The sequence below is a fragment of the Sphingomonas sp. J344 genome, from assembly GCF_024700005.1.
Taxonomy (GTDB): Bacteria; Pseudomonadota; Alphaproteobacteria; order Sphingomonadales; family Sphingomonadaceae; genus Sphingomonas.
Window position 1 is genome coordinate 1,989,613 of the sequence record NZ_JAJONB010000001.1, and the last position, 25,290, is coordinate 2,014,902.

20 protein-coding genes and 2 pseudogenes are annotated in these 25,290 nt (G+C 64.4%); 17 read left to right on the forward strand and 5 right to left on the reverse strand.

The genetic code is table 11. The features are described 5' to 3' along the window. Nucleotides 1–6 precede the first annotated feature (6 nt). From LRS12_RS10145 to LRS12_RS10155, 3 genes are read left to right on the forward strand one after another with little or no spacing between them, the layout of a single operon-like run. Nucleotides 7–780, forward strand: a complete 774-nt coding sequence (locus LRS12_RS10145; RefSeq protein WP_257844480.1) for an SDR family NAD(P)-dependent oxidoreductase — start codon at nt 7–9, stop codon at nt 778–780. 25 nt (nt 781–805) lie between these two features. Then, nucleotides 806–1,966: an acyl-CoA dehydrogenase family protein gene (locus tag LRS12_RS10150; protein WP_075150236.1), complete on the forward strand. Its 1,161-nt coding sequence runs from the start codon at nt 806–808 to the stop codon at nt 1,964–1,966. Nucleotides 1,967–1,986: 20 nt separating this feature from the next. Next, the gene (locus LRS12_RS10155) at nt 1,987–2,793 is read left to right on the forward strand and encodes a crotonase/enoyl-CoA hydratase family protein (protein WP_066581957.1); all 807 of its coding nucleotides are present in this window, start codon (nt 1,987–1,989) and stop codon (nt 2,791–2,793) included. Here the strand turns inward: LRS12_RS10155 and LRS12_RS10160 are convergent. After that, entirely contained in the window at nt 2,786–3,520 is a 735-nt protein-coding gene (locus LRS12_RS10160) for a FadR/GntR family transcriptional regulator (RefSeq protein ID WP_257844481.1), read from the reverse strand. The two genes, LRS12_RS10155 and LRS12_RS10160, sit on opposite strands and share 8 nt — an antisense overlap. Before the next feature lie 253 nt (nt 3,521–3,773). On the opposite strand from LRS12_RS10160, the gene LRS12_RS10165 reads away from it, so the two are divergent. The 13 genes and pseudogenes from LRS12_RS10165 to LRS12_RS10225 all read left to right on the forward strand — a co-directional run bounded on the left by LRS12_RS10165 (nt 3,774) and on the right by LRS12_RS10225 (nt 15,759). Then, nucleotides 3,774–5,789 carry a conjugal transfer protein TraG gene (locus LRS12_RS10165; RefSeq protein ID WP_257844482.1) on the forward strand — a complete coding sequence of 672 codons (2,016 nt, stop codon included), beginning with the start codon at nt 3,774–3,776 and terminating at the stop codon, nt 5,787–5,789. A 3-nt stretch (nt 5,790–5,792) separates the two neighbouring features. Next, complete coding sequence (locus LRS12_RS10170; RefSeq protein WP_066581919.1) at nt 5,793–6,197, forward strand: CopG family transcriptional regulator; 405 nt, start codon at nt 5,793–5,795, stop codon at nt 6,195–6,197. Then, complete coding sequence (gene trbB / locus LRS12_RS10175) at nt 6,194–7,183, forward strand: P-type conjugative transfer ATPase TrbB (RefSeq protein ID WP_066581922.1); 990 nt, start codon at nt 6,194–6,196, stop codon at nt 7,181–7,183. The genes LRS12_RS10170 and trbB overlap by 4 nt, the downstream gene beginning before the upstream one ends. A 2-nt stretch (nt 7,184–7,185) precedes the next feature. Continuing rightward, the gene (locus tag LRS12_RS10180; RefSeq protein ID WP_257844483.1) at nt 7,186–7,521 is read left to right on the forward strand and encodes a TrbC/VirB2 family protein; all 336 of its coding nucleotides are present in this window, start codon (nt 7,186–7,188) and stop codon (nt 7,519–7,521) included. Then, a complete protein-coding gene (locus LRS12_RS10185; protein ID WP_257844484.1) occupies nt 7,518–7,790 on the forward strand; it encodes a VirB3 family type IV secretion system protein in 273 nt (90 codons plus the stop codon). Before LRS12_RS10180 ends, LRS12_RS10185 begins: the two co-directional genes overlap by 4 nt. Continuing rightward, a pseudogene (trbE, locus tag LRS12_RS10190) lies at nt 7,784–10,244 on the forward strand (conjugal transfer protein TrbE). The gene LRS12_RS10185 and the pseudogene trbE overlap by 7 nt, the downstream one beginning before the upstream one ends. Further along, a complete protein-coding gene (gene trbJ / locus LRS12_RS10195; protein ID WP_257844485.1) occupies nt 10,241–10,975 on the forward strand; it encodes a P-type conjugative transfer protein TrbJ in 735 nt (244 codons plus the stop codon). The pseudogene trbE and the gene trbJ overlap by 4 nt, the downstream one beginning before the upstream one ends. Nucleotides 10,976–11,097: 122 nt before the next feature. Beyond that, complete coding sequence (trbL, locus tag LRS12_RS10200; RefSeq protein ID WP_257845480.1) at nt 11,098–12,390, forward strand: P-type conjugative transfer protein TrbL; 1,293 nt, start codon at nt 11,098–11,100, stop codon at nt 12,388–12,390. 3 nt (nt 12,391–12,393) lie between these two features. Then, nucleotides 12,394–13,230: a conjugal transfer protein TrbF gene (trbF, locus tag LRS12_RS10205; protein ID WP_257844486.1), complete on the forward strand. Its 837-nt coding sequence runs from the start codon at nt 12,394–12,396 to the stop codon at nt 13,228–13,230. Then, complete coding sequence (gene trbG, locus LRS12_RS10210; protein WP_257844487.1) at nt 13,227–14,078, forward strand: P-type conjugative transfer protein TrbG; 852 nt, start codon at nt 13,227–13,229, stop codon at nt 14,076–14,078. The genes trbF and trbG overlap by 4 nt, the downstream gene beginning before the upstream one ends. Before the next feature lie 29 nt (nt 14,079–14,107). Then, entirely contained in the window at nt 14,108–15,298 is a 1,191-nt protein-coding gene (locus LRS12_RS10215; protein WP_257845481.1) for a TrbI/VirB10 family protein, read from the forward strand. Next, on the forward strand, nt 15,299–15,526 hold the full coding sequence (locus LRS12_RS10220) for a DUF2274 domain-containing protein (protein WP_257844488.1): 228 nt from the start codon (nt 15,299–15,301) through the stop codon (nt 15,524–15,526). A 65-nt stretch (nt 15,527–15,591) separates the two neighbouring features. Next, complete coding sequence (locus tag LRS12_RS10225; RefSeq protein ID WP_257845482.1) at nt 15,592–15,759, forward strand: helix-turn-helix domain-containing protein; 168 nt, start codon at nt 15,592–15,594, stop codon at nt 15,757–15,759. Here LRS12_RS10225 and LRS12_RS10230 read toward each other — a convergent pair. The 4 genes from LRS12_RS10230 to LRS12_RS10245 form a co-directional block, all read right to left on the reverse strand. Further along, a complete protein-coding gene (locus LRS12_RS10230; protein ID WP_257844489.1) occupies nt 15,721–16,926 on the reverse strand; it encodes a site-specific integrase in 1,206 nt (401 codons plus the stop codon). The genes LRS12_RS10225 and LRS12_RS10230 overlap by 39 nt on opposite strands. Before the next feature lie 220 nt (nt 16,927–17,146). Then, nucleotides 17,147–18,745 (reverse strand): family 43 glycosylhydrolase, encoded by a 1,599-nt coding sequence (locus LRS12_RS10235; protein ID WP_257844490.1) that lies wholly within the window; start codon nt 18,743–18,745, stop codon nt 17,147–17,149. Nucleotides 18,746–18,762: 17 nt separating this feature from the next. Then, nucleotides 18,763–19,788 (reverse strand): alpha/beta hydrolase, encoded by a 1,026-nt coding sequence (locus tag LRS12_RS10240; protein WP_257844491.1) that lies wholly within the window; start codon nt 19,786–19,788, stop codon nt 18,763–18,765. 14 nt (nt 19,789–19,802) lie between these two features. Next, a complete protein-coding gene (locus tag LRS12_RS10245) occupies nt 19,803–22,622 on the reverse strand; it encodes a TonB-dependent receptor (protein ID WP_257844492.1) in 2,820 nt (939 codons plus the stop codon). A gap of 666 nt (nt 22,623–23,288) precedes the next feature. Here LRS12_RS10245 and LRS12_RS10250 point away from each other — a divergent pair. Next, nucleotides 23,289–23,498 (forward strand): annotated as a pseudogene (locus tag LRS12_RS10250) (TonB-dependent receptor plug domain-containing protein); the annotation flags it as partial. Between the last annotated feature and the right edge of the window lie 1,792 nt (nt 23,499–25,290).

Below are 25,290 nucleotides of genomic sequence, written 5' to 3' on the forward strand. Positions count from 1 at the left end.
ACGAACATGATCAACCCGATGTCACTCGATGGCCGCAGCGTGATCATTACGGGCGCCGCGCAGGGAATAGGACTGGCGACCGCTCATCTGTTGTACGAACTCGGCGCGCATGTAACGCTGCTCGATCGCAATGAGGAAAGGCTTAGCGAAGCCGCCTCGGCATTCGATGTACAGCGCATTCTCGTGCAATGCGGCAGCATTACCGACCGGTCGTTCGTGGGCCGCGCCATGGCCGCACATATCGCCCGGTTCGGTGCGGTCGATGGTCTGGTCAACAACGCAGGGATCACCCGTACGGCGATGATCGAGAAGATGACTCTCGAGGATTGGCAGGCCGTGATCGATGTCAATCTCACCGGCGTCTTCAACATGCTGCAGGCAGTCGGCACAACGATGATCGCCAGAGCCAAAGAGGGCGAGGCCAATCCGGGCGCTATCGTCAACATATCCTCCGATGCCGGTCGCAAGGGAACGATCGGCCAGATCAATTATGGTGCCGCGAAATCCGGAGTGCTCGGGATCACGATGAGCGCAGCCCGTGAATGGGGCCGTCACGGCATCCGCGTGAACAGCGTCGCCTACGGGGTCGTCGAAACTGAGATGACCGAGATCGCACGCAGCGAGAAGTTCCGGGACCGATATCTTTCGAACATCCCGCTCGGCCGCTTCCTCAGTCCAGACGAAGCCGCCTACTCGATCGCCTTTCTGCTCTCGCCTGCCTCGGCCTTCATTACGGGTCAGCATCTCAGCGTGAACGGCGGCGGCCACATCACCGCCTGATCCTACTCGTGACGGGAAGATAGACATGGAATTTCGGCTCACGGACACCCAGCGCGAACTGCAGGAAGCCGCGCGCAAGTTCGCCCGCGCGGAACTCTCGGACCTGGCGCGGGAGCTTGAGGAGAAAGCGAGTCCGGTCCCGGACGCGATGCGCAAACGCTACGCCGAAATGGGCTTTCTCGGCGTTAACCTGCCCGAACAATATGGCGGCCTGGGCCTCGGGCATCTCGAGGCACTGCTGGTGCTCGAACAATTCGCAATGATCTCGGTGGCGGTGGCATTTCCGGTGTTCGAGAGCGCCACGGGTCCCGTCCGCACCGTCGAGCATTTCGCGAGCGACAAGCTCAAGGCGCGTATCCTGCCCGAGGTCATCAAGGGCGAGAAGATCGTCGCGGTCTCGATGTCCGAACCTGCAGCAGGCACCGCGCTCACCGATCTCAAGACCGCTGCCCGCTATGACGGTGACGAGATCGTCCTCACCGGCCAGAAGCGCTGGTGCTCGGGCGGCGGCCATTCGGACTATTACATCGTCTATTGCCGCTTCGATGATGAGCCGGGCGCCAAGGGCATCGGCGCGGTGCTGGTCGAGAAGGAGCGCGAAGGGATCAGCTTCGGACGCCCGGAAAGTCTGATGGGCTTTCGCGGCATCCCCTCGGCCGACATCTATCTCGACGAAGTACGCGTGTCGAAGGACAATCTGATCGTGCCCAAGGGCGGCTTCGGCAAGCTGATGACCGCGTTCAGCCTCGAACGCTGCGGCAACGCCACCATGGGCCTGGGCATCGCCGCCGCTGCGCTGGAGGAGGCGACCGAATATTCCCAGGAACGCCATCAGTTCGGCAAGCCGATCGTCGATTTCCAGGCGATCCAGCTGAAGCTCGCCGAAATGGCGATGAAGGTCGAAGCGTCACGCCTGCTGATCTATCGCGCCGCGGTGAACGCCAGCCAGGGTCTGCCCTCGATCCTCGACAGCTCGCTCGCCAAATGCTTTTCGAACGAAATGGTGGTCGAGGTCGCGTCCAAGGGGCTGCAGATCATGGGCGGCTATGGCTACTCCAAGGAGTATCGCATGGAGCAGCGCGTGCGCGACAGCTACGCCTGGGGCATCGCGGGCGGCACAACCGACGTCCAGAAAACCAATATCGCATCGGCGTTGGTCGGCCGCCGCTTCAATCAGCGCGCCTGATGCGCCAACTTCAGGAGCGCATGATCGGCGATCGCGTCTCGATCGGGAGAGCGGGCGCCGTCGCGGATATTCGATTGCGCCGCCCGTTCAAGATGAATGCTCTGGATGGGCCGATGTTTGATGCTCTCATCGCGGCCGCGGAGTCGGTCGCAGTCGATCCGACGATCCGGGCAGTAGTTCTCTCTGGAGAAGGCAAGGCGTTCTGCGCAGGAATAGACTTGGAAAGCCTCCAGGCTTTGATGAGCGACGAGGGCAAACAGGCGATGCAGTCGCGCAGCCACGGACTCGCTAATCGCTACCAGCAAGCTGCCTTGGCATGGCGCGAAGTTCCGGTCCCGGTAATTGCCGCGCTGCATGGCGTCGCCTTTGGCGGCGGATTGCAGATCCCGCTCGGCGCCGACATTCGCATTAGCGCGCCGGACACTAAATTCTCGCTGATGGAGGTTCGCTGGGGAATCGTTCCCGACATGGCGGGCACCGTCCTGCTGCGTTCGATCGTTCGGGAGGATGTGCTGCGCGAGCTGATCTATACCGCGCGCGTGTTCACGGGGATCGAGGCGGCGTCGATGGGCATCGTTACCCAGCTGGCGGCGAATCCTCACGTCGCGGCACTCGAACTGGCGAGTTCCATCGCGGAGCAGGGACCCCGCGCCGTTCGGGCGGCAAAGCAACTCCTGAACGAGACTCAATCGGTGTCGCCGCAGGTCGCCCTATTGTCTGAATCCGAAGCCCAAGTCGGTCTTCTGGCTGGCCCCGATCAAATTGAAGCGCTAAACGCGCATGCCGAACAGCGAAAGCCTTACTACACCGATCCTGAGGTCAGCTAGCCGTTCCCGGCGTTATCATTCGCTGATCGAGCAGCGAAGGATCGATGCGTGACCGCGAGAAATGCGCATTCTGGCGGCTCGCACGTTGCGCTTGCTCGACATCCCCAGCAACGATCGCCGAGAGCAGCCGCACTCTGGCTGTCCGACGAAATTGCATCAAATCTTCGCGCCCCTCGAAAATGGAGGGAAAGGCGGAAACGCCCAGCGAATACATCATTCGCAGCAACAGCTCGACAGCAGGGTTGCTCCCCATCTCACAAAGTAAGGTGATCAGCGTAATTTCGTCGTGCTGAAATCTTGCGAGGTCCTGCGGTGTATTCTCGGCCGCAGCCAACGTTTTCAGAAGCTCCCCAGCCCTCGCTCTGAGCGCTTCATCTTGGAATCCAGCCGCCAGCGCAGCGGCGTCACGTAACAGCGACGTAGTTGTCAGAAGCAGATCCCCCAAAGTCGTCCCGCGCGAGATCAGGAAAGTCGATGCCGAGGAAATCACTCCGCCAATGTCTGGCCGACGACTGAAGATGCCGCCCTTGACGCCGCGAACCACCGAAAGCAGCTGCTCGTGCTCGATCAAGTTGACCGCTTGCCGAAAAGTCGGGCGGCTAACACCAAGCGCGCCCATCAGATCCTTTTCTGACCCCAGGAATACACCCGGCGCTTCCGAAAGCGAGATACGGCGCAGTTCTTGGGCGACGCTTTGCGTAAGCGGTCGGTGCTTGGGTCGGGGCATATCCCTCTTTGGCGGTATGGCTGCCGCCACTGCAAGTCGCATCAGCGTGACCTGCGATATCGGCGCTCGAAGTGTCACGCCCGAAATCCGCAGCTATACGCTCGAGCACACGCTCTGAACGACCGCTCTCATCGGCGATGGCGCGTAGAGACGCCTAGTGGCGCGCCAAGGGCGTAATTTTCTCGAATCGCCAAGTCCTCAATTCTTCGAGGCCTGAACCGGGGCGGACTGTCGCCTGCGGGCGGAGCGCCTCATGACCCCCACCAAATTGCTGATCGGCCAGATCCTCGTCGTGTTCGCGATCGTCGTGGCGGGCGTCTGGGCCGCGACACAATGGTGCGCGGCCATGCTCGGCTACCAAGCGGAGCTCGGTACGGCTTGGTTCCAGATCGGCAACCTCCCGATCTATCGCCCCTGGGCGATTTTCTGGTGGTGGTATTCGTACGACGCCTATGCGCCGCATGTCTTCGACAAGGCTGGTACGCTTGCCGGGGCCAGCGGTTTCCTCGGCTGCGCCGCGGCGATCGCCGGATCGCTCTGGCGTGCGCGGCAATCGCGGCATGTAACGACCTATGGTTCGGCGCGCTGGGCGACGTCCGGCGAGCTTGTCCGGGCAGGCCTTCACAATGACGCGGGCGTCTTTCTGGGGCGGTTTCGCGGGCGCTATTTGCGTCACGACGGACCAGAGCATGTCATGGCGTTCGCGCCGACACGTTCGGGCAAAGGCGTCGGGCTCGTTGTCCCCACGCTCCTGAGCTGGACCGGCAGCACGGTCGTCCACGACATCAAGGGCGAGAACTGGCAGCTCACCGCCGGCTGGCGCTCGCGCTTCTCCCACGCGCTGTTGTTCAACCCGACCGATCCGGCATCGGCCAAGTATAATCCGCTACTGGAAGTCCGCAGGGGAACCGACGAAGTCCGCGACGTTCAGAACATCGCAGATATTTTGGTCGATCCCGAAGGGGCGCTCGAGCGGCGCAACCACTGGGAAAAAACCTCCCACTCGCTGCTGGTCGGCGCGATTCTACACATTCTTTATGCCGAGGAAGAGAAGACGCTCGCCCGCGTCGCGACCTTCCTCTCCGACCCGCAGCGCCCGTTCGTTGCCACGCTCAAGCGGATGATGGAGACCAACCATGTCGGTAGCACCGATGCGCCGAAGGTTCATCCCGTCGTGGCTTCCGCCGCGCGAGAAGTTCTGAACAAGAGCGAGAACGAGCGCAGCGGCGTGCTGTCGACCGCGATGTCGTTTCTCGGTCTCTATCGCGATCCGACCGTGGCGGCGGTGACCTCGCGATGCGACTGGCGCATTGCCGACCTGGTCGAGGCCGAACATCCGGTCTCGCTCTATCTCGTCATTCCGCCTTCGGACATCTCGCGGACCAAGCCGCTCGTTCGCCTCGTGCTCAACCAGATTGGCCGCCGCCTGACCGAGAAGCTCGATGCCGATCGGGCAGAGGGCCGCAAGCACAAGCTCCTGATGATGCTGGACGAGTTCCCGGCGCTCGGGCGGCTCGATTTCTTCGAGACCAGCCTGGCCTTCATGGCGGGCTATGGCGTGCGCGCATTCCTCATCGCCCAGTCATTGAATCAGATCGAAAAGGCATACGGCGAGCACAACTCCATCCTCGACAACTGCCATGTGCGCGTCGCCTTTGCCACGAATGACGAGCGCACGGCGCGTCGGATCTCCGATGCACTCGGCGTCGCCACCGAGCAGCGCGCGATGCGCAACTATGCCGGACACCGGCTCGCGCCCTGGCTCGCGCACGTCATGGTCAGCCGGCAGGAGACCGCACGCCCGCTGCTAACGCAGGGCGAGGTGATGCAGCTGCCGCCCGCCGACGAGCTGGTGCTGATCTCCGGCATGGCGCCGATCCGCGCCAGGAAGCTTCGCTACTATGAGGATCGCAACTTCCGAACCCGGCTCGCGACCCCGCCAGCGCTGGAGGCGGAAGGCTATAGCGACCGGCCGCGTCCGCGCACTGACGATTGGAGCGATTGCGTCAGCGCGGTCGATACGCGCCTCAATGTGGAACAGGTCGATGCCGTCGAGAGCGAAGGCGGCCTCGAACAGCAACGGCATCCCGGGATCGAGGTGAAGCCCGCCAAGGCCGAACCCGCAAAGCAGCTCGAGCTCCTCGATGCTGATCGCGACGACCCCGATGCCGCCGCCGACAAGCGGGTGATGGATCGCGTGCGTGCCTCGCTCGTGCGCGGCCACGCGATGAACCAGTCCCAGACTCCAGATCTGATGCCGGGGATCTGAGCGATGAAAGTCCGCCAAAATCTCTACATCGATCTTGACCTCAGCAATGCGCTCGACGCGCTGGTGATCCGGCGCGGCGGCAACAAGTCGCGCATCGTCAACGAGGCTCTCAAGACCTGGCTGGCGCGGGGCGCGAGCAAGGAGGTCGATGATCTCCTGAAGGTCCGGCTCGATCGCATCTCGCGTGAGGTCGGTGCAAGCCGACGCGACATCGAGGTGGTGCTGGAAGCGCTGGCCCTTTTCGTTCGCTACCAGCTGACCGTCACGGCGCCGTTGCCCGAGGCCGATGCTGCTGCGCTGGCGGTCGGTAATCAGCGTTTCGAGCGCTTCATTGCCCAGCTTGGTCGCCAGATCGCCGGTGGCAAGCGCACACTCGATACCAGCGACATGGCGGAGGCGCGGTCATGAGCGAACTGCTCTCGGCCGAGCGCCGCCGTGCCATGCTCCGCACCGCGATGGGACCGGCGATCACCGGCGCGCTCGCGGATCCCGCGGTCATCGAGATCATGGTCAATCCCGACGGGCTGCTCCGGCTCGACCGGCTCGGCGAGGGCCGCGTCGATACCGGTATCCGCTATGACCCCGCCCAGATCGAACGGATCATCCGGTTGGTCGCGAGCCATGCCCGCACCGAGGCTAATGCGGTATCGCCGATCATATCGGCCGAATTGCCGCCGCATGGCGACGGAGCAGGAGAGCGGTTCGAGGGGGTGTTGCCCCCCGTCAGTCTCGCGCCCTGTTTCTCGATCCGGAAGCCCGCGGCACGCATCTACACGCTGCTCGACTATGTGACTGACGGCATCATGCCCGCTGAAACCGCGCGGTTGCTGTCGCTGGCCGTGGTCGAACGCCGGAACATCCTGGTCGCCGGCGGCACAAGCTCGGGCAAGACGACGCTCGCCAATGCCTTGCTTGCCGAGATGGCGCATCTCGATGAGCGCGTGCTGATCATTGAAGACACGCGCGAGCTGCAATGCGCCGCGCCCGATGTCGTTGCGCTGAGGACCCGATCCGGCAGCGTCAGCATGGCCGATCTCGTGCGCTCGACGCTGCGCCTCCGCCCCGATCGCATCGTCGTCGGCGAAGTCCGGGGCAGGGAAGCCCTCGACATGCTCAAGGCCTGGAACACCGGCCACCCCGGCGGCATCGCCACGGTTCACGCGAACAGCGCCGTCTCCGCGCTCTATCGGCTCGAGCAGCTGGTGCAGGAAAGCGTGATCACTGTGCCGCGTCGGCTGATCGCCGAAGCGATCGACATGGTCGTGTTCATCTCAGGGCGAGGGCTCGCCCGCCGCGTCGACACCGTCGCGCGCGTCGCGGGCCTCGACCCGGACGGAAACTACGCGGTCCTCGACCTCACCCCCGATCCCACCAGTCATTGCGAAGGAGAATAGCCATGCGTCTGTCCCGCATCTCTCAAACCAGCAACATCGTCACCGTCGCGGCCGTCGCCGCGCTCGGTCTCGCTATCGCAACAACCGCGCAGGCGGCGGGCTCGGGTATGCCCTGGGAAGAACCGCTCCAGCAGGTGCTGGAGTCGGTGCAGGGACCGGTCGCCAAGATCGTCGCGGTGATCATCATCATCGTAACCGGTCTGACCCTGGCGTTCGGCGAGACCGCGGGCGGGTTCCGCCGGTTGATCCAGATCGTCTTCGGTCTCTCGATCGCCTTTGCCGCGTCGAGCTTCTTCCTGAGCTTCTTCAGCTTCGGTGGCGGGGCGCTGATCTCGTGATCGGCACCGGGCAGCATATCGACGGCTTCGAGGCGCCGATGCACCGGGCGCTGGCCCAGCCGATCCTGCTTGGCGGAGCGCCGCGCGCGATCGCGATCGTCAATGGTACGCTCGCGGCGGCGCTCGGGCTCGGCCTCCAGCAATGGATCGCGGGCCTCATCATCTGGGCGTTCGGGCACACGCTCGCTGTGTTCGCGGCGAAGCGCGATCCCGATTTCGCGCCGGTACTCGCCCGCCACCTTCGTCAGAAGGGGCGGTTGTCATGCTGAACCTTCGCGAATATCGCAGCCGCGCCGACCGGCTTGCCGATCATCTACCCTGGGCAGCGCTGGTGGCGCGCGGCGTCGTCCTCAACAAGGACGGCAGCTTCATGCGCGTGCTCGCTTTCCGCGGGCCAGACCTCGAATCCGCGACCGAGGCCGAACTGGTCGGGGCGTGCGCGCGCGCGAACAATGCCCTCAAGCGCTTCGGCTCGGGCTGGGTGCTGCATTTCGAAGCCGAGCGACGCGAAGCGCTGGGTTATCCGGCCAGTCATTTCCCCGAAGCGGCTTCCTGGCTTGTCGAGGAAGAACGCCGCGCCGCGTTCGAGAGTGCGGGAGCGCATTTCGAGAGCTGCTATCATCTGACACTGAGTTTCCTGCCTTCGCCCGATCAAGCGGACATGGCGGGCCGCGCGCTGGTCGAGCGCAGCGACGAGGTGAAAGGGCGCGACTGGCGCCAGGCCTTGGCGGCCTTCATCGCGGAAACCGATCGCGCTCTTGATCTGTTCAGCGGCTTCATGCCCGAGGTCCGCGCGCTCGACGATGCCGAGACGCTGACCTTCCTGCACGGCACGATCTCGACGCGGCGCCATCCGGTCACCGTCCCCGAAACCCCGATGTATCTGGATGGCGTGCTCACGGACACGCCGCTGACCGGCGGTCTCGAGCCCATGCTTGGCGCCGAGCATCTGCGCACCCTCACCATCCTGGGTTTCCCGAACCTCAGCCGTCCCGGTATTCTCGACGCGCTCAACCATGAGGGCTTCAGCTATCGCTGGGTCACCCGCTTCATCGCGCTCGACAAGACCGACGCGATCCGGACGCTGACGAAGCTGCGTCGGCAATGGTTCAACAAGCGCAAGTCGATCACGGCGCTCCTGCGCGAGGTCATCTACAACCAGCCCGTCCAGCTCCTCGACAGTGATGCCGACAACAAGGTGGTCGACGCCGACCTCGCCCTGCAGGCACTCGGCGCCGACCATGTCGCGTTTGGATATCTGACAACGACGATCACCGTCGCCGACGACGATCGTGCTCGCGTCGAGGAGAAGGTTCGTGCGGTCGAGCGGATCGTCAATGGGCTCGGCTTCGCCTGCATCCGTGAGAGCATCAATGCGGTCGAAGCCTGGCTGTCGAGCCTGCCGGGCCATGCCTATGCCAATGTCCGCCAGCCGCTCGTCCATACGCTGAACCTTGCCCATCTCATGCCGCTGTCGTCGGTCTGGGCCGGGCCGGCGCGAAACACGCATTTGGGCGGTCCGCCGCTGCTCTATGCCGAGACCAGTGGTTCGACACCGTTCCGGCTTTCGACCCATGTCGGCGACGTCGGCCATATGCTGATCGTTGGCCCGACAGGGGCGGGGGAAGTCGGTGCTACTCGCACTGCTTGCGCTCCAGTTCCGGCGCTATCCCGACAGTCAGGTCTATATCTTCGACAAGGGATTCTCGGCGCGTGCCGCCGTTCTCGCGATGGGCGGCGCACACCATGCGCTCGGCCTTGGCAGCGAGGATGGCGAAGGGGGCAGGGCCATCGCCTTTCAGCCCTTGCGGCATATCGACACGGCCGACGAGCGTGCCTGGGCGGCGGAATGGATCGGCGCGTTGCTCGCCCACGAAAAAGTGCTCGTCACGCCCGAGATCAAGGAAACAATCTGGTCGGCCCTGACGAACCTCGCGACCGCGCCGGTCGAGGAACGCACACTCACCGGCCTGTCGCTGCTGCTCCAGTCGGCACCACTACGCTCCGCGCTGGCGCCCTATACCTTGGAAGGGCCGTTCGGCCGCCTGCTCGACGCGGCGGAAGACGACCTAGCCATCGCCGATGTCCAGTGTTTCGAGACCGAAGCGCTGATGGGGCAGGCGGGCGTGGTCGCGCCGGTCCTGACCTATCTGTTCCATCGGCTCGAGGCGCGCTTCACGGGGCGGCCGACGCTGCTCATCCTCGATGAAGCCTGGGTGTTTCTTGATCACCCGTTGTTCGCGGCACGCATCCGCGAATGGCTGAAGGTGCTGCGCAAACGCAACGTCGCCGTGGTGTTCGCCACCCAGTCGCTCGCCGATATTGCCGACAGCACAATTGCGCCCGCGATCATTGAGAGCTGCCCGCAGCGGATATTGCTCCCGAACGACCGTGCGATCGAGCCGCAGAGCCAGGCCGCCTATGTCCGGTTCGGACTGAACGCGCGGCAGATCGAACTGGTCAGCCGGGCGACGCCCAAGCGGCATTATTATCTCCAGTCGACCCGCGGCAATCGCCTGTTCGAGCTGGGCCTCGGCCCGATCGCCCTGGCGCTGTGCGGCGCGTCCGATCCTGAAACCCAGAAAACCATCGATGCGCTGCTTGCCGAGCATGGCGCCGCGAATTTCGCCGCGCGCTTCCTCACGAATGCCGGCCACGCTTGGGCCGCATCGCTGCTCGCCGATTTTCCCGATCCCTCAGTCCCCGAAGGAGAAGCCCAATGAAGAAATATGTGATCGCCGCCCTGCTTGGAACGGGAGCAGTCGGTTCGCTGACCGCAGGTGTCATGACGAGTATGCCGGCGTCCGCGCAGCTCAGTGTCTTCGACCCGTCGAACTACTCGCAGAACCTGCTCACCGCCGCGCGAACGCTCCAGCAGATCAATAACCAGATCCAAAGCCTCCAGAACGAAGCGCGGATGCTCATCAACCAGGGCAAGAACCTGACCCGCATCGACTTCCCGCAGCTCGACCAGCTCCGCCAGAAGCTCGCCGAGATCGATCGGCTGATGGGGCAGGCGCAGGGGATCGACTTCCGCGTCGACCAGCTCGACGAGCGGTTCCGCCAACTCTTTCCCGACAGTTTCGATCAGGTCTTGGGCCGCGACCAGCGCGTCGCCTCCGCCAAGGAGCGACTCGACACTGAAATGGCCGCGTTCCGGCAGACGATGACCGTTCAGAGCGGCATCGTCGAAAATGTTCGCGATGATGCCCAGACCCTGAAGGCGATCGTCGACAGGAGCCAGGGCGCCGAGGGATCCTTGCAGGTCAGCCAGGCGACCAACCAGCTTCTCGCGCTGACCGCCAAGCAGCAGTTCCAGATCCAGACGCTGATGGCCGCGCAGTTCCGCAGCGAGTCGCTCGAGGCCGCGAAACGTGGTCAGGCCGAGCGCGAGGCGCGGGAGCGGACCAACCGCTTCCTTGGCGACGGCAAGGCTTACACGCCGCGGCAATGAGCTGGGCGGCGCTGGTCTTCGCCCCCAGCCAGCGCCGTTCCGTCGCGGGGGCCAGGTGGCTCGCCCCCTCGGTCTCCGGTCCCCGCGACACCTTTCGAGGCTTCACGCAGGAATCCACGCATATGGACGACCTCAACGTCATCGATCAGTTCATGGATGCGTTCGTTCGCTACATCGACAGCGGCTTCGGGCTGCTGGGTGGCGATGTCGGCTTCCTGACCACGATCCTGATCGGCATCGACATCACGCTTGCCGGCCTGTTCTGGGCGCTGGGCGGCGAGGATGACGTGCTCGCCAAGTTCCTCAAGAAGATCCTCTATGTCGGGGTCTTCGCGCTCATCCTGAACAGCTTCTCGACGCTGTCCGACATCGTCTTTCGCAGCTTCGCCGGCCTTGGCCTGACCGCAGGGGGAGGTGCGATCACCGCCGAGGACCTGTTGATGCCGGGGCGGCTCGCGGGAACCGGGTTCGAAGCGGCCTGGCCGTTGCTCGAACAGGCCAAGGAACTGGTCGGACCGGTCGGCTTCTTCGAGAATTTCATCGAGATCGCGGTACTGGTGATCGCTTGGATTGTCGTCATCGCGGCCTTCTTCATCCTCGCGATCCAGCTCTTCATCACGATCCTCGAGTTCAAGCTGACGAGCCTTGCCGGCTTCGTGCTGGTCCCGTTCGCGCTGTGGAACCATACCGCGTTCCTTGCCGAGCGCGTGCTCGGCAATGTCGTGAGCTCCGGCATCAAGGTTATGGTGCTCGCTGTCATCGTCGGCATCGGCTCGAACTATTTCGCTGACTTCACCAACGCGATCACGGGTGACACGGTGTCGATCGAGCAGGCGGTCTCGCTGATGCTTGCGAGCCTCGCGATCTTCGGGCTTGCGATCTTCGGCCCCAGCATTGCCTCCGGCTTGGTGGCGGGCGCGCCGCAACTGGGCGCCGGATCGGCGATCGCCACGACCGCGCTGGCCGCCGGCGGTATCGCGATGGGCGGCGCTGGCGCCATCGGCGCGGCGCGGGGCATCGCTGGTGCCGGGCTTGGCGCGATCCGTGCCGGCACGACGATGGGGAGCGCCGCATCGACCGCCTACAAGCTTGGGCAGGAAACTTCCGGCCAGTCCAGCGTCGGCGCGGGCCTTGGCGGCATGGCAAGCGCTGCCAAGGGGGCGGCCGGCGACAGGGTTCGCAACGCTTTTGGCCTTCGTGCTGCAGCCGAACGCGGCCGACAGGCTGTCTGGGCCGCCGGAAGCGGTGGGGCCTCCGGCAGCGCCCCAGAACCCGCCGGGTCCATGCCGGCCTGGGCGCAGAAGCTCCAGTCCACGCAAGCCTCCCGCCACCGCCGTCAGATGGCGGTCCACACCATTCAGGGCGGAGATCGCGGCGGCGCGGGCATTACTCCAGACATCCGGGAAAGGGATTAGATCATGCGATTCAAGCGTGCCGTCGAGCGATATGGGCGAACGCCCGAGCCGGAAACGCCGTATCAGCGTGCCGGGCAGCTTTGGGACGAGCGGATCGGTTCCGCCCGCGTGCAGGCCAGGAACTGGCGCCTGATGGCGTTCGGTGGGCTGTTCCTGACCACAGGCCTGTCGGCCGCGCTGGTCTGGCAGTCGATGCAGAGCCGGGTTGTGCCCTATGTGATTGAGGTCGATCGCCTGGGTGAGGCGCGCAGTGTCGCGCCCGCCGCGGTCGACTATCGGCCGACAGATCCCCAGATCGCCTGGCACCTTGGGCGGTTCGTCACCAATCTGCGGTCCCGCTCGCTCGATCCGGTGCTGATGCGCGAGAACTGGCTGTCGGCCTACGATTTCGCGACCGAGCGCGGGGCGCTTTTCCTTGGCGAATATGCCCGCACCTCCAATCCGTTCGCCGAGGTTGGCCGCAAGACCGTGTCGGTACAGGTCACGAGCGTGGTGCGCGCGTCGGACACCAGCTTTCAGGTTAAATGGACCGAGAGCGCTTATGAGCGTGGCAGCCTCGCCGGTACGTCACGCTGGACCGCGATGCTAACCGTAAAGGTACAGTCCCCGCGCTCTGCCGATGTCCTGCGCAAGAATCCGCTTGGGCTCTATGTCGATGCGATCGACTGGAGCCGCGAGTTGGAAGCGCCTGCTGAACGTGCGCCTTCCTCACAGCCAATCCCATCTCCGGCGGAAACCCCAGCTACAGCACCGCCCGCCGGCCTCCCTCTCGGCTCGCCTCTCGATCCGAACCTCTCGCAGCCAGCCGCCGCGCCGTCCCCTGAAAGGAACGCCCGATGATCCGTGCCATCCTCCTGTCGGCGAACATGATCGTGCTCGCCACGCCCGCCGCCGTGCACGCGCGTGAGACCGTATCGTCGGTCGATCGTGTGACAGCTGCGAACCGGGCTGCGTTGCGTGAGCCTTCGCGCGACGGCTACATCAATGCCGTTCAGATCTATCCCTATTCGGAAGGAGCGCTCTACCGGCTCTATGCCGCGCCTGAGCGCGTGACCGACATCATGTTGCAGGTCGGCGAGGCGATCGTCTCGGTGGCGGCCGGCGATACGGTACGCTGGACAGTCGGCGACACCACCAGTGGAAGCGGCGAGGGCAAGCGCGTCCATATCCTGGTGAAGCCATTCGCGGCCGGATTGAGCACGAATCTGGTCATTACCACCGACAGGCGAGCCTATCACCTTCATCTTCAGAGCACCGCCGCAAGCGCAATGGCGGCATTGTCCTGGAGCTATCCGCAAGATGAGCTCGTCGCGATCCGCCGGCGCGAGGCTGAGGCTAGGGCGGCGGCGCCCATTGCGTCGGGGGTGACGGTTGAAAGCCTCAACTTTGACTATGCGATCGGTGGCGACAAACCCGCCTGGCGACCGATCCGCGCGTTCGATGATGGGCGGCAGACCTATATCGAATTCAGTCCGAACATCGCGGTTGGCGAGGCGCCGCCGCTGTTCGTCATCGGCGACGATGGCGAAGCCCAGCTCGTCAACTACCGCGTCGCCGGACGCTATTATGTCGTCGATCGCCTGTTCGGTGCGGCCGAGCTGCGCCTTGGCGGCAAGAAGCAGAAAGTCGTTCGGATCGAGCGCACGTCTGAGCGGCGGGCGCGTCGTGAGGCGGGGAGGGTGTCGTGACCGACGCGCCCGCTCCACCGGATACCACGATGCCAAAGGCCGATCCTGAAGCGCTGGTCCTGCGGGCATCGCCTGGACGGGTGACCCGCTTCCGGCGTGGCGCGATCATTGCCATCGCAGCGGCGGGTTCGACCGCTATTGCCGGCGCCGCCTGGCTTGCTTTGAAACCGGCGACACTCAGCCTGATCGCACCGGGCGAGGACAAGCAGATCGGCACGAAAGCGCCACCTGACGCGCTCGCGGGCGCGCCGGCGGGGTATGGTGACGTACCGAAGCTTGGGCCGCCGCTTCCCGGTGATCTCGGGCGGCCGATTCTCGAGCGCCAGCGGCAGCTCGGTGGACCGCTTTCGGCCGATCCGAATGCGGACGTGGCGTCCAAGGTGGCGCAGGACGCTGAGGCCGAGCGTCAGCGAGCGGCTGCCGAGCGCCGCACGGCGCGTGAGTCCGGCGTCATGCTGCAGCTCGCAGGCGGGCGCGCCACGGCGGCACCCGCAACCGCCGTTGCCGCCGATACACCCTCTGCGCCCGAAGGAGCCAAACCCTTCCTCGATCCCGATCTCGACCCCAATGCTCAGGCACGCAAGAATGAGCTGGTCGGGCGCGCGAACCGCGACGAGGACACCAATCCGCATGCGCTGACCGCAGCGCCTTCGCCCTACACGCTCAGTGCCGGAAGCCTGATCGCGGCAAGCCTCATCACTGGGCTCAACTCCGACTTACCGGGGCTGGTGGCAGCGCAGGTGACCGAGAACGCCTATGACAGCGTGACCGGCAGGATCCTACTGATCCCGCAGGGCTCGCGTTTGATCGGCAGCTATGACAGCGTCGTCGCATTCGGGCAGAGCCGCGCCTTGCTCGTCTGGCAGCGGATCATCCTGCCGGACGGCTCCTCGATCCGCATCGACAATGTGCCCGCGACCGATACCCAGGGCTATGCGGGGCTATCAGACCGGATCGACCGTCACACCTGGCAGCTCTTGAAAGGCGTCGTGCTGTCGACGCTGCTCGGTGTTGGCACCGAACTCAGCTTTGGCAGCGGCGAAAGCGATCTGGTCCGCGCCATCCGCGAATCCGCGCAGCAGAGCGGCGCAAGGGCAGGAGATCAGCTCGTCACGCGCAATCTCAACATCCAGCCGACCCTGAGGGTGCGGCCAGGCTGGCCGCTTCGGGTGGTCCTCCACAAGGACATTGTGCTGCGACCTTGGCGGGGAGGGAAATAGATGCCTGAGATCAAGCTTGCCAGGCTGCCCGATCGCACGCCGGTGAAGATCTCGGTAAGCCTTCCACCGACCCTGATGACGGCACTGAGCGATTATGCGGCCTTCTATGCGGATACCTATGGGGTGGCGGAGCCCGTCGCCGAGTTGGTCCCGGCAATGCTCCAGGCCTTCCTTGAGGGCGACAGGGCGTTCATGCGCGGTCAGGCCGCCAGGGAGCGGGGCAGGTGAGGAAGCTCCAGCGCAAACCCTCGGTGACTCTGGAACCTGTAGCTGGCGCCTTGCGGCCGCTTTGCGTGACCATCGAAGAGGCGGCGGGCCTACTTTCGATCGGACGGACTCGAGTCTATCAGCTGATTGCATCCGGTGAGATCGAGATGATCAAGATTGGCAAGAGCAGCCGTGTGACCACAGAGAGCCTAAGCTCATTTCTTGCGCGCGCGGCTGTTCGAAGCGGGAACTGAAGCTTTGGCCGAGCTCTGGCCGTGGAGATAGTTCGCCCACGCGGTCATCAGCTTCCCGCGCTTCTCGAAGAAGTCAGTACGCCGATAGGCGGCCTCGACCTGGTCAGGAATCCGGTGCGCGAGTGCTTTGTCGGCCACTTCTTTGGGAAAGCGTGTCCGCTCCGCCGCCCAGTCGGTGAAGCTGCTTCGGAAGCCATGCACAGTGTAACTGCCGACGTTCAGCGCCTTGAGAAGCTTGGACAGCGTCATGTCGGAAAGAGGCTTCTTACCGCCGATCGAGAACACCAGCGCGTCATCGCCTCGCCGCGCGCGCCAGTATGTCTTGAGGAGGGCGACCGCGGGCGCGGACAATGGAACAGTATGTGCCACTCGGGCCTTCATGCGCTCCGCTGGTATCGACCACACGCCCGCATCGAGATCGAACTCCGGCCATGTCGCGTTACGGATCTCGTTCGAACGGGCAGCCGTATAGATCAGGAGACGCAGCGCATCGCGGCTGACCGTGGGCTCGCTGACCAAGCGATCGATCAGGCTGGGCGCCTCCGCATATGGCATCGCTTCGAAATGTTTGCCGCGATCCGTCTGTCTGGGGAGACCCTTGATCACTGTCCGAAGTGAGGTTTCCTCGCGGCGCCACCCTTCGATATGGGCGAAATCAAGGACGGCGGAGATACGCTGAAGAATTCGGCGCGCCGTCTCCGGAATCTTCAGCCATATCGGTTCCAGCGCTCCGCGGACCATCGCGCTGTCCACCGTGTCGATCGGCTTCTTCCCGATAAGCGGAAAAATGTGGTTCTCAAGGCTGGAAAGCCAGTTTTTCTTTCGTCGATCGTCCCATCCTTCGGACAGAGTCTCGTAACACTTCCTTGCGGCCTCATCGAATGTTGGAATGGGCTGTGCTTTTGCAGTTATATTGCGCTTGGACTCGCGGCCGATCGACTCAACACCTTTCTTGATATCGGCGCGAAGAGCAGCAGCAGCGGCTCGCGCTTCGGCGAGCGTAACCCAGTCCGTGGACCCAAGTCCGAAGTCGCGTCGGCGCCCTTGGTGCTGGATACGGAGCATCCAGCTTTTCGCCCCAGTCGGCGTGACGCGAAGCAGCAAGCCTTTGCCGTCGCAGTAAGTTCCTGGCTTCGCCTTGGCGATGCGGAGTGCAGTCAGTGCCATTGTCAGCTCGTGAGCTGGTCAAATCCACTCCCGATCCCGCCCAATATACGACCCCACGAAATGAGGCGAATTTGCACGTTCGGTAGCGAACGCAGGCAATCACGGACGATACGTAACGTCAAGAACAAATTAGATAATTGGACAATGATGAACAGTAATGAACAAGTATTATGTAGTCCTCAGCTCCACCAGCCGCTCCGCATCCTGACGCGCCATCGTCTTATCCCAGTGCCTCGAACCGGAAATCGCTGAACTTCGCCGTGCCTGCACCCGCCGAATAGAGGCCGGGGCGGAGCATCAGGAAGCCGCCGCGGACATTGTGGTGGTATCCCGAAACCTCCATGCCGCGATCGAACCGGTGCCAGGTCTTTCCGCCATCGCCGCTGGTGTCGTAGGTGACAATGTGACGGTCGTTGGTGACGCGCAGCCGCATCTTGCGGCCATGCGGGTTGGCGGGGCGGCCGCGTTCGATGCCGTATTGGTGGGTCACGAAGCGCTTCTCGTCGAAGCCGAGGCCGCAATAGAGTTTGTCGTCGTAGAACAGGATGAGGCCGGCGGTCCCGCCCGGTGCAATCTCGATATCGCATTCGAAGCGATAGGCGGGGTCGCCCGCGATCAGCAGCAGCGGCGACGAGCTGGACGGCGCGGTGCCGCGCGCGTCGAGGTGCAGGACGTTCTTCGCAACGCGAACGCGCGTGCGTTCATCAGGGGCGGGGCGGAAGAAATTCCATTTGGTGCCGAGCGCGAGCGTGGCGAAATCGTCCGACAGCTTCATGCCGTGCGGGCCGCTCTTCGTCCCGCCCCTGGGCTTGGCGATCGGCTGCGACAGGTCGCCGCCTTTCATGCGGAACCAGCCGTCATCGGTCCATTCTACGGGATCGAGCAGCGCCTGTCGCCCCAGCGTCCAATAGCCATTTTCATAGCCGTGATAGACGCTCCACCAGTCACCCCCCGGCCCCTCGACCAAGGTTGCATGGCCGCGCGACCACCATTTTTCCTGCAGTGAGGTGGTGCGGACCAGCGGGTTGTGCGGGCAATTCTCCCACGGCCCGTGGATCGAGCGTGAGCGCGCGGCGATCACCATATGCCCGGTCGGCGGCCCCGCCGTCCCGCCGACGGCGGTGATCATGTAGAACCAGCCCTTGTGGCGCGTGATCTTCGGCCCCTCCGGCGCAAAGCCCTCGACGATCCAGTCCTTGGGATAGCGCCACGGGTCATAGACATGCTCGGGCTCGCCGATCCGTGACAGGCCGTCGTCGGACAGCCGCACGCGGTCGCCACCCGACAGGAACAGCCAGCGCGAGCCATCCTCGCCCACCGCATGGCCGGGGTCGATATGGTTGGGCAGCTTCAAGTCGATCGGATCGCTCCACGGCCCCTCGATCCTGTCGGCCCAGATCACCCAGCTGGTGTTCGGCCCCTTGGTCGGAATGTAGAGGAAGTAGCGGCCATTGTGTTTGCACAGTTCGGGGGCCCAGACCGATCCGATATTCTTTGTGAGCGCTGCGCCGACCGGCTGCCAGTTGATCAGGTCGCGCGAATGCCAGATGACCAGGCCGGGGTAGGAGTCGAAGGTCGAGAAGGTCATGTAATAGTCCTTCCCGTCCTTGAGGATCGTCGGATCGGGATGGTCACCCGCCATGAGCGGGTTGAGGAAACGCCCATCGCCAAGGTCGGGAATCCGCTGATTGTCGAAGCCGCGCTTCCAGTCCGGGGCGGTCGGTGCAGCCTTGGTCTCGGTCGCCAGCGCCGCGGGAAAGGTCGAGAGCGCGCCTCCGATCGAGGCGGCGCCGATCAGGTCGCGACGGTTGATACGCATGGCTACTTCCCTTGGGTTCAGACGAGGATGCCGGTTGCCCAGGCGAGGAACAGGTCGGGCCAGATCGCGACGGGCTTGCCCAATGTCCGGCGCAGGCCGAATCCATGGCCGCCATGGGCGAAGAGATGCGTTTCGACGGGGATGTTCTTCGCCCGCAATGCCGCGCGCAGCAGCAGGGCGTTTTCGACCGGAACGACCGCGTCATCCTCGGCATGGACGATGAAGGTCGGCGGGGCATTGGCGGGGACGTTGCGGTGCGGCGAATGCGCCGCCTCGCGCGCGGCATCCGCGGTGTCGCCGACGAGCAAGGTGCGCGAGCCGGGGTGGGCGTGCGGCGCGCTCATGCTGATCACGGGGTAGATTGGCGCGGCGGCGTCGGGGCGCGCGCTGAACCGGTCGGCGGCGTCGACGGGGTCATAGACGCGTGCGTCGAAGCGGGTGAGCAGATCGGCGCAGAGATGCCCGCCGGCGGAAAAGCCCATCGCCGCGACGCGTTGCGGGTCGATGCCGTAATCGCGCGCGCGGTGGCGGATCAGGCGCATCGCGCGCTGCGCATCGGCGAGCGCGACATTGGGGCCAGCAGCCCAGCCATCACCCGGCAGGCGGTAGAACAGGACGAAGACGGTGAAGCCGCGCGCCGCCAGCCAGCGGCCGAGCTCATAGCCCTCCTTGTCGATGACGATGTGGCGATAGCCGCCGCCGGGGGTGATCATCACCGCCGCGCCATTGGGGCGGTGCGGGCGGAAGACGACGAGGCGCGGGCGCGTGATGCCCAGCACGGCGCGGTCGGTCAGGTCGCGGTCGGTGCTGCGTTCGGTGACGGTTTCGACCGGCGGGGTCGCGGGCATCCCCGGCGCGCCTCTGGGCCACAGGTCGATGGTTTCGGTCGGGTCGGGAAGCCCCGCCGGCCCCGGCTTTCCGGTGGCCGGCGGTGCGGTCTGGCCGCGGGCGGCGGCGGACGCGATCAGCGCCGCAGTCACCCCGGCGGTGGCGAGAAATTCACGGCGGCCGGGCCGAAGGGGAGCCTCACTCCCGGCCGCCATGTCCCCTCTCTCGGTCACATCTTGATCCGCGCGCCCACCAGGATCGTGCGGCCGAAATGATTGCTTTCGTAATTGCGACGCGCACCGATATCGACCCAGCGACCGCGATAGGCGTCGGTGAGGTTGGTGCCCTCGACCGAGACTTCGAGATAGTCGGTCAGCTTGTAGCGGACCGAGGCGTCGACATTGGTGATCGCGTCATAGCCTTCGAAGATGTTGCCCGTCGCGGATCCGGCATCGGTGAAGCCGTCACGATAGCTGACCGAAGCGCGCGCGCTGAACTTGCTGTCTTCGTAGTAGAGGGTCGCATTAAACTGCTTCTTCGACAGGCCGAAGAGCGTGTTTTCGAGCGACACCGACGGGAGCGCCCCGCCCGGTGTCGTCGCCGGTCCCTGCTGGGTGTAGGTTGCAGAGCTGTCGACGAAGGTCGCGTTCACGATGCCGCCGAAGTTCGACAGGAAGCCGGGCAGGAACTTGAACGGTGCCTGGAGCGCGACTTCGACGCCCTCCAGCGATGCGCCGGTACCATTGCCGGGAGTCGAGATCGTCCAGATCGGCTGCGACTGCTGCGCCGGATTGAGTGCGGCGGGCGAGGACGGGACCAGCACCGAGGGAGAAAGGCCGGTTTCGGTGAAGGTGCCGGTGCGGGTGAGCGCGACCGGGAAGCTCGCGACATCCTTCTTGAACAGCGCGACCGAGAAGATCGACTGCGGCGCGAAATACCATTCGACCGCGAAGTCGAAATTGGTCGCGCGGAACGGCAGCAGGAACGGATTGCCGCTGGTCACGCGATAGTTGAAGCCGTCGGCCGAGCCGCCCGGAGTCAGATTGCCGAGCGAGGGACGGGTCATCACCTTGGCGATCGCGCCGCGGATGATCAGATCCTGCGACGGATAGAGCGCGAGATTGAACGATGGCAGCCAGTCCTCGTAATCGCGCTCCACCGTGACCACGACACCGCTGTTGATGCCGTAGGATGACTGGTCGGTGCGGACATAGCGGATGCCTGCGTTGAGGGCATAGTCGAGCCCAAGCAGATTGCCCTTCGCATCGAACTGGAGGTAGCCGCCGGTGGTTTCCTCGACTACGCCGCGATTGTTGCCGACGTCGAGCGCGGCGGTGCGCCCATAAAGGTTGGTATAGGCGGTCGCCGCGTCGAGGTTCGGAATCAGCCACTGGGTCGTCGTGCCCGTCGGGGCATTCGAACCGGTGAGCGTGAACAGTTCCGACAGGGCAGACGTCACCGGGAAGCCGTAGATCGCGGTCGGGCCGAACAGGCTGGTCGGTGAGCAGGTGAGCGTGCCGAGGACGCGATCGACGCCGCCATTGCCGCACACCGCCGTGTCGCGGGTGAAGGCGACGATGTCGTAATTATAGCGCCGCCACACCGCGCCCGCCTTGACCGTGAAATCCTCGGTCACGTCCCATTCGGTGCGCAGCTGGGCGTTGCGGAACTGGTTGAGCACGTTCGACGGCCGGTCGCGGATTTCGGCGAGCTGGAAGTTGCCCGGGGTGGTGACGCTGGTTCCGAAGGTCAGCGTCGGTGCCATCATGTTGCGATAGTCGTAGCTGTAACCCTGCGCATCGCGGTCATCGAACACGATGGTGGTTTCGCGCGGCACATCGGCGTTCGAGCGCGAATAGCCGCCGATCAGGGTGAAGCGGAAATTGTCGGTGACGTCCTGGTCCCAGCTCGCCCCGATCTGGTAGAATTCGGTTTCGGTCTGCTTGAAGAAATGCTCGGTCCGCACCCACGCATCGTTGAGCGTCGCGGCGATCATGTTGTTGTTGCTGTCATAGACCGGGTTGACGACGTTGATTGACCGCTCGTTGGAGCGCAGCAGCACCTCGCCCCATTTCTCGCGGCGGTCGCCCTTGAAGTTGGAATAGAGCGCGTCGATCGACAGGCGGGTTGCGTCGCCCGGCGACCATTGCAGGCTGCCGGTGACGCCCAGGCGCTCGCGATAATGGGAGATTTCGCCATAGCGCGGGATCCGCGGGTGGAACGAGGTTGCGGCCTGGTCGCACGCGGCGCTGGGGACATAGGTGCCGCCGCTGTTCGCGGTGGTCCAGCAATTGGTGCCGTTGACCGAGTCGAAGCGCGCCTGTGCCCAGCGCACGGTGTTGTTGCCGACCTCCCGGGTCTTGGTCTTTTGATACGCGGCGGAGATCGAGGTGCCGAGCGTGCCGTCGGGCGACTTCCAGCCGAGCAGACCGGCGACGCGCGGCCCCCAGGTGTCGGACAGGTCGTTGTAGCTGCCCTGTGCCGATGCGGCGAAGGTCAGCCCATATTTGCCCTTGAGCGGGTTGCCGGTGTTGAGGTCGACGACCGCGCCCAGCGAGCCTTCGTCGAGGTCTGCCGATGCGGTCTTGTGGACCACGATCGAGCTGAACAGTTCGGATGCGAACACGTTGAAATCGAACGCGCGGTCGCGGTTCGAGGCGGCACCGTCATGGCTGGTGGTGATCGTCTCAAGCCCGTTGACGCGGACGCGGGTGAATTGCGAGCCGAGGCCGCGCACGGTGATCGCGCGCCCTTCGCCGCCGTCGCGCTGGATCGAGATGCCCGGAATGCGCTGAAGCGATTCGGCGAGGTTCTGGTCGGGGAATTTGGCGATGTCCTCGGCGACGATGGCGTCGACCGCAGCGACGGAGTCGCGCTTGACGTTGAGCGCGGCGTCGAGCGAGGCGCGGAAGCCGGTGACGACGATTTCCTCATCCTCGCCCGCTGCGGGGTCGGCAGGCGCGTCCTGCGCCTGGGCGGCGGTGGCGATAACAAGGGCGGAAGTGGCTGCCAGCAGGCGGGCGCCGCCACGGCGAACAGTGAACCGCATTGATATTCCCTCTCAAACGGTGTCGTTGACACCGGTAACTTCAAAAGACCCTGCGAAGTGCGCGAGGCCGGATGTTTTGCGGAGGAGGGCGGCCGAGTCGCGAATCGCGATCACAGGACATGATCCTCTCCGTCATCGCCGTGTTCTCACGGTCGTGCACTGGCTTGCTTGAGAAACCGGTGTCATGGCGCTTCTCCGCCATTCTGTTGCGGGTGTCAACCCACGTACCCCGGCCGGGTCCCAGTGCACGCTTGGAGGCGAACCCGCTTCTAATGCGAGTCATTACGGGACGGTCGTCGGGCCGGGCCTCGGTTTGCCAGTTGAAAATCCGATGTCTGCCTGATACCGGTGTCATTCGACGGGTCGGCCACAGGCCCGCGCCGATATCAGAGAGAGGGGATTCCATGGCCATTCGTCATCTTCATTTCGCACGCCGCTCGAGCTCGGGGCTGGCGCTCGCTTTGGCATTGGTCGCAGCGGGGCCAGCCTGGGCGGCGCAGTCCGATGCCGCACCTGCGGATGGCCAGGCCGACGCCGACAGCGAAGAGGTAGTGGTTACCGGTTTCCGCGCCAGCCTGGCCAACGCATTGAGCGACAAGCGCAAGGCCGACCAGATCGTCGATCTCGATCACTGCCGAGGATATTGCGGACTTCCCCGACGCCAACATCGCAGAATCGATCCAGCGCCTGCCCGGCATCTCGATCGATCGCGACAATGGCGAGGGCCGGTCGATCACCGTGCGCGGGCTGGGGGGCGACTTCCAGAGCGTGTTTCTGAACGGTGCGGATGCGCAGAACATCTCGGGCGGCAACCAGTCGGATGCCGGCGCGAACCGGTCCCGCGGGTTCGACTTCAACACCTTTGCCTCGGAGCTGTTCAGCGGGGTCAAGATCACCAAGTCGGTGACTGCGTCGAACGAAGAGGGGTCGCTGGGCGCGATCATCGACCTCATCACCGGCCGCCCGCTTGCCTATAAGGGCGACCGGTTCGCGGTCGGCGCGGAGGCGGAGTATCGCGAGAATGGCGACAGCTGGAACCCGCGCCTGACCGCGCTCTTCTCAAAGCGTCTCGCCGAGAATTTCGGCGTACTCGCGACGGTGGCCTATCAGGATCAGCGCCAGCAGATCGATTCCTATCGCCGCCAGCCGGGCCAGTTCGAATTCGCCTATCGCAATTCGCAGCATGCCGGCGTGTCGCCCAACGTGTTCGGCTTTGCGCGACCGACCGGCACCGGCACTGGCGCGACCTTTGGGTCCGACCCGGCGGCCTATGCGCTGGTCACCCCGACGACGATCATCCCGGCGCTGCCCCAGATCGGACGGCAGGATCTGGAATATGACCGACTGGGCGTGACCTTCACCGCCCAGTGGCAACCGACGTCGCGGACCGAAATCATCGGCGACTTCGTCTATTCGCGCTATCGCCAGGAATCGAATTCGCAGGGCATCACCACAATCGGGCTTAACCGCAACGGGACCAATGCCCGTGTCGCGCAGAACACGTTGCGCGCCCTCAATACGGCAAACGGTCTGGCCGACCGGCGAGCGCTCTATGCGCGTTGCGACGCCAGCGCCTCGCTCGATTGCGGCCAGGCGCTGTACGGCAACACCCTCGTCACCGGCACACGCGCGAGCTACAACCCGTTCAACCTCGACCCGTTCGATTATTACAATTCGACCGTGTCGCCGGGCTACATCCCCAACGCCAACAGCATCGCCTATTATGACGAGCTGCTCGGTCGTCCCTCAACCCAGATCCGCGCGGCAAATGTCAACGCGGCAGGTCAGGCCGATTACCTGGTGCTCGACAATGTCGACTGGCGCAGCTTCGCCGATGCGCAGATCGGCCAGACCGACTTCAAACAGGCGACGCTGAACGTGAACCATGAGTTCAGCGACAATTTCCGCGTCGCGGTGACGGGGGGCTGGTCTAAGTCGGAGTTCAATGCCGAGGGGATGCTGGTCGAATTCAACGCAATCGACCGCGACGGCTATGTCTTCGACGAGCGGGGCGGCGGGAAAATGCCGATCTTCAACCCCGGCTTCAACGTCGCCGACCCGACCCAGTGGACGCTGGTGAAGGGGCTATCGACGATCCGCTACTTCACCAATGAGGTGAACAACGAATTCCGCGTGGGTCGCGCCAATTTCGAACTGGACCTGTCCGAACAATTCACGCTGCGCTTCGGCGGCACCTACAAGACGTTCGACTTCGACAGCCTGACCGGTCGCCGCAACCAGGGGATCGAGGCGATCAACCCGACGCTTCAGGAGGCGGGGTTGCAGATCACCCAGCTGGGCCAGCTGGTCGGATTCGGCCAGGGACTGAACGTGTCGGCAGGGACGCCGACCAGCTTCTACGCCCCCAATCTCGACGCGTTTCGCCGCTATTTTTCGATCGACTGCAACTGCATCAACAAATGGGGCGACTATCGCGCCCAGACCGATGGGCGTGAACGCAATGCAGTGCGCGAGCGCGACATGGCGGGGTTTGTCCAGATGGACTTCGACCTCGACCTGATGGACCGCCGCCTGCGCGGCAATGTCGGCGTGCGCGTCGCCAATACGCGGGTTGACGGGACCGGGTCGGTCGGTGGCGCGGCGAACGGCGTGCTCGGTACGGTCGTGACCGCGCGCAACGAATATACCGATGTGCTCCCTGCCGGTA